The sequence below is a fragment of the Streptomyces capoamus genome, assembly GCF_014654935.1.
Taxonomy (GTDB): domain Bacteria; phylum Actinomycetota; class Actinomycetes; order Streptomycetales; family Streptomycetaceae; genus Streptomyces; species Streptomyces capoamus.
On the sequence record NZ_BNBF01000019.1, the window covers coordinates 148,519 to 159,723 of the forward strand.

Here is an 11,205-nt window from a genome sequence, read left to right on the forward strand (position 1 = left end):
ACTGTTGACTCCCCACACCGTCATCCCGGCCCGCCGCCCGGACTCAATGCCCGACGGCGCGTCCTCAATGACCAGGCAGTCCTCCGGCTTGGCACCAAGTTGCTCAGCGGCCAGCAAATAGGGGACCGGCGACGGCTTGCCTTCGTCGACGGCGGCGGCATCCACGAGCACGCTGGGAACCGGCAGGCCGGTCCGGGCGAACCGTCCACGCACCCGATGCTCATAATTGGACGTCACCAGCCCCCAGCACCCCGAAGGCAGGGTGGACAGCAGCTGGGACGCACCATCGAAAGCGTCGTAGACACCCGACCGAACGTCTTCGTCCTCCAGTTCATGCAACACAGCCAGGCACTCTTGTGGGTCCCGGCCCGGGGCGACCTCCGCGAAGGTCTCCATCGGCCGCGTCCGCAGCGCCAGCTCGTAAACCGCGTCAGGATCTAGCCCGTATCGACCCGCCCACGTCTTCCAGACCTGGCGCTGGTTGTCCACCGCGTCGATCAACGTGCCGTCGACATCAAACAGGACGTACTTCCCGGAACTGGGCTGAACGAATTTGAAGATCACCCGTTGATCATGTCATCGGCCCACCCCTACAACGCAGCCAAGCCGAATCGGTCAGATGATCCGCCGGACAGACCCTAAGCACTCCGCGGGAGATTGCTTTGTCGGACCCGTCCCCTACCCTCACGAGTGATGGCACAGGTCTGGAAGTGCGCGGGACTGCGGTGGGCGGCAGGTGGTCCGGTGCTGGAGTGGGACGGTGGGCGGCGCAGTGCGCTGCCCCGGGGGAAGCGGGTCGCCTTCGCGGTGCCGGAGGGGGGACGGCGTACGTGTGCGGGGGCGCGGGGGCATGCCTGTCCGGTGCGGGCTGTCGTGCCGGGGCGGAGTACGGGGGCCCGGTGCGAGGAGTGCGCGCGGCTGGACCGGGCGCACTCCGTGGCCGCCGACACGATCGCCGACGATCCCCGGCCGTACCGCGTGTACCTGGCGTGGTTCGGGCCGGGTCTGGTGAAGGTCGGCATCACGGCCGTCGAGCGGGGTCCGGCGCGGCTGCTGGAGCAGGGGGCCGTGTGCTTCAGCTGGCTGGGCACCGGGCCTTTGATGGCCGCGCGCCGCTCCGAGGAGCTGTTGCGGGCCGCGCTGCGGGTGCCGGACCGGATCGCGTACGCCGAGAAGCGGGCGGTGCGCTCGGTCCTGCCGGTGACGGGGGAGGAGCGGGCCGCCGAGGTGCGGGAGCTGCACGCGCGGGCCGTCGCACTGCCCGGGTGGCCGGAGTCCCTGCGGGCGGAGCCCTGTGAAGTCGTGGACCACGTGGGGGTCTTCGGGATCGGTGCGGGGCCGGGGGCCTTCGGTGAGGTGGTGGAACTGGTGCCCGGGGGGAGCGTCGGCGGGCAGCTGGTCGCCGCGGCCGGGCCCGATCTGCATCTGGCGGTCGACGGTCGGGGCGTCGTCGTGCTGGACACGCGGTTGATGACCGGCTGGGAGCTGGTGCCGCCGGGGCCGGCGGAGGCCGGATGTGCCTTCCCGGTAAGGGAGTTCAGGCGGGAGCCGGACGGATTGTTCTGACCCGTGGGTCACCTGGGAAGCGCCTGTGTGTTTCTCAGGGAAATCACAGATGCGTGAAAGCGTGTTCTCAGAGGGCCCCGACAGGGTGTCCACCATGACCACGACCTCGCCCCAGGGGCGCACCGAACTGCTGAGGCCGGACGGGAGCCCCGTCCGAGTGCTTGTGGTGGACGACGAGCTGTCGATCACCGAACTGCTGAGCATGGCCCTTCGCTACGAGGGCTGGCAGATCAGGAGCGCGGGGGACGGGCAGGGGGCCGTCCAGGCGGCCCGTGAGTTCCGGCCGGACGCAGTGGTGCTCGACATGATGCTGCCCGACATGGACGGGCTCGCCGTCCTGGGCCGGCTGCGCCGCGAGCTGCCCGATGTGCCCGTCCTCTTCCTGACCGCCAAGGACGCGGTGGAGGACCGTATCGCCGGGCTCACCGCCGGCGGCGACGACTACGTCACCAAGCCGTTCAGTCTGGAGGAGGTCGTGGCGCGGCTGCGGGGGCTGATCCGGCGGTCCGGTGCGGCCGACCGGCGGTCGGACTCCGTGCTCGTCGTCGGGGACCTGACGCTGGACGAGGACAGCCACGAGGTGTCGCGGGCCGGGGAGTCCATCCACCTCACCGCGACCGAGTTCGAGCTGCTGCGCTTCCTCATGCGCAACCCCCGGCGGGTGCTCAGCAAGGCGCAGATCCTGGACCGGGTGTGGTCGTACGACTTCGGCGGGCAGGCCAACGTGGTCGAGCTGTACATCTCCTACCTGCGACGGAAGATCGACGCCGGACGGGAGCCGATGATCCACACCCGGCGCGGGGCCGGTTACCTGATCAAGCCCGCCGCGTGATGAGCGGACGGCGGCGGCCGCGCGGGCGGCAGGGACGGCGGGTGGGGCGGCCGCGGACCCTGCGGACGCGGCTCGTCGTCGCGTCCGTGGTGCTGATCGCGGTGGTGTGCGCGGTGATCGGTACGGTGACGACGCTGGCGCTGCGGTCCCACCTGTACGAGCAACTGGACAAGCAGCTCATCGAGACCGCCGGCCGTGCCGCCGGTTTCGGCAAGCCGCCCGGCGAGGACCCCGGCCACCGTCCCGGTACGAGCGACTCGCCGGCCAAGTCGGTCCTCGACCTGGGCGAGTTCGTCAAGCGCGCCGGCGGCCCGGGCGCGTCCGGCACGGTCATCGCCCTCGTCCGCAACGGTGTCATCACCGAGGCCAAGGTCGGCCTGAAGGACAAAGACTCCGACGACATCAGCGGCATGGGGTCCAGGGACCTGACCAAGGCACAGGAGGCGGCGCTCGGCCGGGTCGCCCGGGACGACGGCAGGCACACGGTCGGCCTGGGCAGCCTGGGCGCGTACCGGGTCACGTTCCGGACCAGCGTCGACGGCACCCGCGGCTACTACGTCGCCGTCCCCACCGAGGACGTCGACAACACCCTCAGCACCCTCCTCCTCATCGAGGCCAGCGTCACCGCCGCCGCCCTGGTCGCGGCCGGTACCGCCGGCACGGTGATCGTCGGCGTGGCCACCCGCCCCCTGCGCAGGGTCGCCGCCACCGCCACCCGGGTCTCCGAACTCCCCCTGCACACCGGTGAGGTGAACCTCAGCGAGCGGGTGCCGGAAGCGGAGTGCGACCCGCACACCGAGGTCGGCCAGGTCGGTGCCGCGCTCAACCGCATGCTCGACCATGTGCACGGCGCCCTGCACGCCCGGCAGCGGAGCGAGACCCGGGTACGGCAGTTCGTCGCCGACGCCAGCCACGAGCTGCGCACCCCCCTCGCCTCCATCCGCGGGTACGCCGAGCTGACCCGGCGCGGGCGCGAGCAGGTCGGCCCGGACACCCGGCACGCCCTCGGACGGATCGAGTCCGAGGCCGGGCGGATGACCCTGCTGGTGGAGGACCTGCTGCTGCTGGCCCGGCTCGACGCCGGCCGGCCACTGCAGTTCGAGCAGACCGATCTCGTCCCGCTGGTCGTGGACACCGTCAGCGACGCGCGCGCGGCCGGCATGGGCCACACCTGGCGGCTCGACCTGCCCGACGAGCCGGCGCCGGTATCGGCGGACGCGGCCCGGCTGCAGCAGGTGCTGGTCAACCTGCTGGGCAATGCCCGTACGCACACACCGGCCGGTACGACCGTCACCGCGCGCGTGCGGCGGCGCGGGCCGTGGATGTGCGTGGACGTGGAGGACGACGGTCCGGGCATTCCTGCCGAGTTGCTCCCGCACGTCTTCGAGCGGTTCGCCCGCGGCGACTCGGCGCGGTCGCGGGCCACCGGCTCCACGGGGCTCGGGCTCGCCATCGTGCAGGCCGTGGCCGCCGCGCACGGGGGTGCGGTGACCGTGGACAGCGTCCCCGGCCGCACGGTGTTCACCGTGCACCTGCCCGCGCTCGGCCCGGCCGCGCACCGGCCGGCGCCCGACATGAGCCGGTCATGGGACTCACAGGCACAGCACAGTGCCACCACATGGGTGCGACAGGACGCCTGACGAGAGTCGGTGCATGCGAACCGACTCTTCTCCCGGCACCCTGCCGGCGCGGGAGCACCTGCCGGCCACAGACGCCGGAACGCCTGTCCTGGACGTAGTGGTCCCCGTATACAACGAGGAGAAGGACCTCCGGCCGTGCGTCCGCCGACTGCACGAGCACCTCACGCGCACCTTCCCGTACGCGTTCCGCATCACGATCGCGGACAACGCCTCCACGGACACCACCCCGCTGGTGGCCGCCCGGCTGGAGGCGGAGGTCCCCGAGGTCACCGTCTTCCGCCTGGACCAGAAGGGGCGGGGGCGGGCGCTGCGGGCCGTGTGGTCCGCGTCCGAGGCCCCGATCCTCGCCTACATGGACGTCGACCTGTCCACCGACCTCAACGCCCTGCTGCCGCTGGTGGCGCCGCTGATCTCCGGCCACTCCGACCTGGCGATCGGCTCCCGGCTCGCCCGCGCCTCCCGGGTCGTGCGCGGCCCCAAACGGGAGTTCATCAGCCGGGCCTACAACCTGATCCTGCGCGGTTCGCTCCAGGCCCGTTTCTCGGACGCGCAGTGCGGCTTCAAGGCGATCCGGCGCGACGTGGCGCAGGTGCTGCTGCCCCTGGTGGAGGACACCGGCTGGTTCTTCGACACCGAGCTGCTGGTGCTGGCCGAGCGGGCGGGCCTGCGGATCCACGAGGTGCCGGTCGACTGGGTCGACGACCCCGACTCCACCGTGCACATCGTGAAGACGGCCACCGACGACCTCCGGGGCGTGTGGCGGGTCGGCCGGGCCCTGGCCACGGGGTCGCTGCCGCTGGACCGGCTGGCCCGGCCCTTCGGCGACGACCCGCGCGACCGGGACCTGGCCGACGTGCCCACGGGGCTGGCCCGCCAGCTGGTCGGCTTCTGCGTGGTCGGTGTCCTGTCCACCCTCTTCTACCTGCTGCTGTACAGCGCGGCCCGGCAGTTCGCCGGCCCGCAGCCGGCCAACGCGCTCGCGCTGCTGGTCTCCGCGATGGCCAACACGGCCGCCAACCGCCGGCTCACCTTCGGCGTGCGCGGCCGGGGCGGTGCCGTCCGGCACCAGGCACAGGGCCTGGTCGTCTTCGGTATCGGCCTCGCCCTGACCAGCGGCTCGCTCGCCGCCCTCGGCGCGGCGGGCGGCGACCCGGCGCACTCCACCGAGCTGGCGGTGCTGATCGCGGCCAATCTGGCGGCGACCGTGCTGCGCTTCCTGCTCTTGCGCGCCTGGGTCTTCCCGGACCGGAACGAGGTCCGGCCGCCGTCCCCACGGGCCGGTGCGCACCCCTCGCCCGCGCACCCCTCGCCCGCGCACCGCTCCCCGGATGCGCACGCCCCGCTCGTCCCGCAGCCGCACGTTCCGCAGCCGCTCGTCGCGCAGCCGCACGTTCCGCTGCCGCACCGCCCGGTGCCGTACCAGCAGCAGACGTACGGGCGGCCGCACGAACACCCGTATCCGACCACTCCCTTCCGCGCCGGTGAGGCCGTGGGCGGCAGTCGGCGCAACGCCCCCGACACCCCCCTGTGCCCGCAGCCGGTACACCCGCACGACACCGACCCGGAGGACGCCCGATGACCGGTACGACCGTATGGGGGCCGCCCCCGGCCGCACCCCCGCACGCCCCCGGGGCCGGTGAGACCGAGCCGCCGTTCCTGCGCGGGCTGTGGCGCGGCCGGCCCGAGGACCCCCGCTGGGTCCGCCCGGCCCTGTTCGGCCTGCTGGCCGCCACCCTCCTGCTGTACCTGTACGACCTGAGCGCCTCCGGCTACGCCAACTCCTTCTACTCGGCGGCCGTCCAGGCCGGCAGCAGGTCCTGGAAGGCGTTCTTCTTCGGCTCGCTGGACGCGGGCAACGCCATCACCGTCGACAAGCCGCCGGCCGCGCTGTGGCCGATGGCGCTGTCGGTGCGGGTCTTCGGCCTCCACTCGTGGGCGATCCTCGCGCCCGAGGTGCTGATGGGCGTGGCCACCGTCGCCGTGGTGTACGCGGGCGTGCGCCGCCGGTCCGGTCCCGCGGCCGGTCTGCTCGCGGGCGCGGTGCTCGCGCTCACGCCCGTCGCGGCGCTGATGTTCCGGTTCAACAACCCGGACGCCCTGCTGGCCCTGCTCATGTCCGTGGCCTGCTACCTCGTCGTCCGTGCCGTCGAGGACGGCCGTACCAAGTGGCTGGTGTGGGCCGGGGTCGCGATCGGTTTCGCGTTCCTCGCCAAGACGCTCCAGGCATTCCTGATCCTGCCGGCGCTGGCCCTCGTGTACGCGGTGTGCGCGCCGGTGCCGCTGAGGAAGCGGTTCGGGCAGCTGGCGGCCGCGACGCTCGCGCTGGTCGTGTCCGGGGGCTGGTGGGTCGCGGCCGTCGAGCTGTGGCCGGCCTCGTCCCGGCCGTACATCGGCGGCTCGCAGAACAACAGCTTCCTGGAGCTGACCTTCGGTTACAACGGGCTCGGCCGGCTCAACGGCGACGAGACCGGCAGCGTGGGCGGCGGTGGCGGTGGCCGCGGGGGCGGCACCGGCATGTGGGGGGAGACCGGCTGGGACCGGATGTTCGGCTCCGAGGTCGGCGGCCAGATCTCCTGGCTGCTGCCGGCGGCGCTGGTCCTGCTGGCCGCCGCACTGGTGGCCACCCGCAGGCTGCCCCGGACGTCCGTTACCCGCGCCTCGCTCCTGGTGTGGGGCGGCTCGCTGCTGATCACCATGGCGGTCTTCAGTTACATGGCGGGCATCTTCCACCAGTACTACACCGTGGCCCTCGCCCCCTATCTGGCGGCGGTCACCGGGATGGGCGCCGGGCTGCTGTGGGAGCGGCGGCGGGAGCTGTGGGCGTCGATCACGCTCGCCGCGTCCGTGGTCGCGGCGGCGGCCTGGGGGTACGTCCTGCTCCACCGCACCCCCGACTATCTGCCCTGGCTGAAGTGGCTGGTCCTGGTCGGCGGGTCGGCCGCGGCGCTCGGCCTGGTCTTCGCCGGCCGGCTCCCCCGGCGACTGGCCCTCGGAGCGGCGGCGGTGGGTCTGGTGGCCGCGCTGGCCGGACCGACGGCGTACACCCTGAGCACCCTCCGGGAGGGCCACACCGGTTCGATCGTCACGGCCGGTCCGGCGGGCGCCAGTGCGATGGGCGGCCGGGGCGGCGGTCCCGGCGGCGGCGCAGGTCCGCGGGGCGGCTTCGGCGGCGCCGCGCCGGGCGGGCAGAACGGCCGGCAGGGCGGGCAGAGCCCGCAGGGGCAGCAGGGGCAGCAGGGCAATGGGTTGCCGGGCGGCGGCTTCCCCGGTGGCGGCGTGCCGGGCCGGCCCGGCCAACCGGGCCGGCAGCAGAACGGCACCGGCACCGGCACCGGCACCGGCTTCCCCGGTGGCGGTGGCCGGCTGGGCGAGGGCGGTGGCGCCGGGGGCGTCGGCGGCCTGCTCAACGGTGCCGAGGTGTCGGCCGAGGCGAAGAAGCTGCTGGAGAAGGACGCCGGGAAGTACACCTGGGTCGCCGCCTCCGTCGGGTCCCAGAACGCCGCCGGCTACCAGCTCGCCACCGGTGACCCGGTCATGGCGATCGGCGGCTTCAACGGCACCGACCCCTCCCCGACCCTGGCGCAGTTCAAGAAGTACGTCGAGGAGGGCAGGATCCACTACTTCATCGCCGGCGGTGGCATGGGCGGCGGCAACAGCGGTTCGGCCTCCCGGATCGCCTCATGGGTCCAGAGCACCTTCAAGAAGGTGACGGTCGGCTCGGCCACGTTCTACGACCTCACACGGAAGGCGAGCGACTGAGGGACGGGAAAACGCGTTGTACACCGTATAGCAGCAGCTATACGGTGTACGGCATGTCGACCCCCCAAGGCCATCCGCAGCGCTGGCTGATCCTCGGCGTCATCTGCCTCGCGCAACTCACCGTGCTGCTCGACAACACCGTCCTGAACGTGGCCATCCCCTCGCTCACCCGCGAGCTGCACGCGAAGACCTCCGACATCCAGTGGATGATCAACGCGTACTCCCTGGTGCAGTCCGGCCTGCTGCTCACCGCCGGCAGCGCCGCCGACCGCTACGGCCGCAAGAAGATGCTGATCACCGGGCTCGCCCTGTTCGGCATCGGCTCGCTCGTGGCCGGACTCGCCGGCAGCACCTCGCAGCTGATCGCCGCGCGGGCCGGCATGGGCGTCGGCGGGGCGCTGCTGATGACGACCACGCTGGCCGTGGCGATACAGATCTTCTCCGCCGAGGAGCAGCCCAAGGCGATCGGCATCTGGAGCGCGGTCAACGCGCTGGGCTTCGCCTGCGGCCCCCTGATCGGCGGTTTCGTCCTGGACCACTTCTGGTGGGGGGCGATCTTCCTGATCAACCTGCCGGTCGTGGCGCTGGGCCTGGCCGCGGTGGCGGCCCTCGTCCCCGAGTCGAAGAACCCGCGCGGCGACCGCCCGGACCTGCCGGGCGCGCTGCTGTCGACCATCGGCATGGCCGCGCTCGTCCACGCGGTCATCTCCGGTCCGGGACACGGCTGGACGTCGGTGCGGGTGCTCGCCACGGCGGCCGTGGCGGTGCCGGCGCTGGGTGCCTTCGTCTGGTGGGAACGCCGGGCCGAGGAGCCGATGCTCGACCTCCGCTTCTTCCGTGACCGGCGGTTCACGGGCGCGGTCACCGGTGCCGTGCTCATCGTCTTCGGCATGGGCGGCGCCCTGTTCCTGCTCACCCAGCACCTGCAGTTCGTGCTCGGCTACGCGCCGCTGGAGGCGGGTCTGCGGACCGCTCCGCTGGCGCTGACGGTGGTGGTCCTCAACTTCAGCGGACTGTCGGCGAAGTGGTCGGCGCGGCTGGGCACACCGGCGTCGATCGCGCTGGGCATGGTCTGCATGGCCGGGGGCCTGGTGTCCGTCGCGGAGGTGGACCACGGGGGTTACGCGGGGACGCTGCTCGGACTGCTGCTGATCGGCGCGGGGTGCGCGGTGGCGAACCCGGCCATGGCGCACGCCATCATGAGCGCGATTCCTCCGGAGAAGGCGGGGGTGGGGGCCGGCATCAACGGAACGCTGGCCGAGTTCGGCAACGGACTTGGTGTCGCCGTGCTGGGCGCTGTGCTCAGCTCTTCCATGGCGTCGGGGGAGTCGCTGTCCGCCGCGCTGGGCGCGGGGCAGCTGGTGGGGGCCGCCGCGGTGCTCGTCGGGGGGTTCCTGGCGGCCGGATTGCTCCGGCGGGCGGAGCGGGTCTCCGCCTAGCGGCCGTGGGGACGGGGTAGTGGGGCGAGTGCGGGGCGTTGTGGCTGGTCGCGCAGTTCCTCGCGCCCCTAGGTTGGGACCGTGAGCGCAAACGAGGAAGGGCCGCCGGTGACGAAGCGGGCAGGTCGGTCGGCGCGGGACAGCGTGTGGCGGGAGGACAGGGCCCGGCGCGGCGGGCGCGGCGGGCAGCCCTCCGGGCTCGACCGGGAGCGGATCACCGAGGCGTCCGTACGCCTGCTGGACGCCGAGGGACTCGCCAAGTTCTCCATGCGGCGGCTGGCGGCCGAGCTGAACGTCACCGCGATGTCCCTGTACTGGTACGTCGACACCAAGGACGACCTGCTCGAACTCGCCCTGGACGCGGCCTACGCCGAGCTGCGGCTGCCCGACCCGGACCACCCGGAGGAGGACTGGCGGGAGCAGTTGCGGGCGCTGGCCGCCGCGTACCGGGGGCTGCTGGTCCGGCACCCGTGGCTGTCCCCGCTGGCCGGGCGCTTCCTGAACATCGGCCCGAACGCGCTGGCGTTCTCCCGGTTGGTGCAGCGGACCGTGCGCCGGGCGGGCCTGCCCGCGCACGGGGTGACCGGAGCGATCTCGGCCGTCTTCCAGTTCGTGTACGGCTTCGGCACGATCGAGGGGCACTTCCTCGCCCGGATCGCGGACACCGGACTCAGCGCCGAGGAGTACTTCGAGCAGGCCATGTCGATGGCGGACGAGGTCCCGGGCACCGCCGAGGTCTTCAAGGAGTCCAAGGACCTCATGGCGGCACGCGGCGGCGACACGGTGGACGAGATGCTGGACCGCGACTTCGCCTTCGCCCTGGACCTGCTGATCGCCGGCATCGAGGCGATGGTCGCCCGCGGCTGACCACCGCGCCGGCCACCGCGCCGGCCACCTCCCTGGCCACTGCCCTGGCCGCTGCTCCCCTGGCTGCTCCTCGGCTACTCCGACACCAGCCGGGCCGGGAAGCCGCCCGTGGCCACCGGGCCCCACCGTTGCGGGGTCACCCGGATGAGGGACTTGCCCTGCTTCAGCATCGCCTCGCGGTACTCGTCCCAGTCGGGGTGCTCGCCGGCGATGTTGCGGTAGTACTCGACCAGCGGTTCCACGGAGTCGGGCGCGTCGATGACCTCGGCCGTGCCGTCGACCTGGACCCAGGGGCCGTTCCACTCGTCGCTCAGGACGACCAGGCTGACCCGGGCGTCGCGCCGGGCGTTGCGGGTCTTGGCTCGCTCCGGGTAGGTGGAGACGACGATCCGGCCGGAGTCGTCCACCCCGCAGGTCAGCGGGGAGGCCTGCGGGGAGCCGTCGGCCCGGCGGGTGATCAGCAGGGCGCGGTGGCGGGGTCGTACGAAGTCCAGCAGCTCGTCCAGCGATACACGGGTGTTGGTAGCGGTGTTCGGTGCCATGGGGGCAGCCTAGGGGCAGTGGGCGCCCCGGTGGCTGACCCTGCTGTGCCTACGTCTACGCCTGGGGCAGCGCGTCGCCCTGGACCGCCTGGATGTCCAGCTCGACCTTCAGCGTGGTGCCGATGGCGGCGATGCCCGCCTGGAGGACCTGGTTGTAGTTCATCGCGAAGTCCTCGCGGTGCAGTTCGGCGGTGGCCCGGAACGCGGCGCGGGTGCCGCCCCACGGGTCGGCGCCGGTGCCGAGGTAGGCGAGGTCCAGGTCCACCGGCCGTACCACCCCGTGCAGGGACAGTTCGCCGTGGACCGTCCAGCGGTCGGAGCCGGCCTGGGTCACCCCCGTGGAGCGGTACGTGATGTCCGGGTGCCGTTCGACGTCGAGGAAGTCCGCGGAGCGCAGGTGCGTGTCGCGCATGCCGTTGCCGGTGTCGATGGAGGCCGCCCGGATCACCGCCGCCACCCGGGACTTGGTGACGTCGTCCGGGGCGATCTCGATGGTGCCGCCGAACTCCGTGAACCGGCCGTGCACGCTGGAGATGCCGAGGTGCTGGGCGACCGCGGCG

10 protein-coding genes are annotated in these 11,205 nt (G+C 72.7%); 7 read left to right on the forward strand and 3 right to left on the reverse strand.

Translation table 11 applies throughout. The features are described 5' to 3' along the window. Positions 1–564 (reverse strand): HAD family hydrolase (locus IE312_RS27160; protein ID WP_229900487.1); only part of this gene is annotated, 564 nt, incomplete at its 3' end. Positions 565–693: 129 nt separating this feature from the next. On the opposite strand from IE312_RS27160, the gene IE312_RS27165 reads away from it, so the two are divergent. From IE312_RS27165 to IE312_RS27195, 7 genes are all read left to right on the forward strand, one after another. Next, complete coding sequence (locus IE312_RS27165; RefSeq protein ID WP_189984941.1) at positions 694–1,566, forward strand: DUF2797 domain-containing protein; 873 nt, start codon at positions 694–696, stop codon at positions 1,564–1,566. 94 nt (positions 1,567–1,660) lie between these two features. After that, a complete protein-coding gene (locus IE312_RS27170) occupies positions 1,661–2,398 on the forward strand; it encodes a response regulator transcription factor (RefSeq protein WP_306419819.1) in 738 nt (245 codons plus the stop codon). Continuing rightward, complete coding sequence (locus tag IE312_RS27175; RefSeq protein ID WP_189984942.1) at positions 2,398–4,038, forward strand: sensor histidine kinase; 1,641 nt, start codon at positions 2,398–2,400, stop codon at positions 4,036–4,038. The genes IE312_RS27170 and IE312_RS27175 overlap by 1 nt, the downstream gene beginning before the upstream one ends. 13 nt (positions 4,039–4,051) lie before the next feature. Then, positions 4,052–5,617: a bifunctional glycosyltransferase family 2/GtrA family protein gene (locus IE312_RS27180; RefSeq protein WP_189984943.1), complete on the forward strand. Its 1,566-nt coding sequence runs from the start codon at positions 4,052–4,054 to the stop codon at positions 5,615–5,617. Continuing rightward, on the forward strand, positions 5,614–7,797 hold the full coding sequence (locus IE312_RS27185) for an ArnT family glycosyltransferase (RefSeq protein WP_189984944.1): 2,184 nt from the start codon (positions 5,614–5,616) through the stop codon (positions 7,795–7,797). The genes IE312_RS27180 and IE312_RS27185 overlap by 4 nt, the downstream gene beginning before the upstream one ends. Before the next feature lie 53 nt (positions 7,798–7,850). After that, positions 7,851–9,236: an MFS transporter gene (locus tag IE312_RS27190; RefSeq protein WP_229900488.1), complete on the forward strand. Its 1,386-nt coding sequence runs from the start codon at positions 7,851–7,853 to the stop codon at positions 9,234–9,236. 108 nt (positions 9,237–9,344) lie between these two features. After that, a complete protein-coding gene (locus IE312_RS27195; protein WP_229900495.1) occupies positions 9,345–10,103 on the forward strand; it encodes a TetR/AcrR family transcriptional regulator in 759 nt (252 codons plus the stop codon). Between the two features lie 74 nt (positions 10,104–10,177). Here IE312_RS27195 and IE312_RS27200 read toward each other — a convergent pair whose 3' ends face one another. Together IE312_RS27200 and IE312_RS42035 are read right to left on the reverse strand one after the other, a co-directional pair. Next, on the reverse strand, positions 10,178–10,645 hold the full coding sequence (locus tag IE312_RS27200) for a PPOX class F420-dependent oxidoreductase (RefSeq protein WP_189984946.1): 468 nt from the start codon (positions 10,643–10,645) through the stop codon (positions 10,178–10,180). 55 nt (positions 10,646–10,700) lie between these two features. Then, positions 10,701–11,205: YceI family protein (locus IE312_RS42035; protein WP_229900489.1), on the reverse strand; the 505-nt coding region annotated here is incomplete at its 5' end.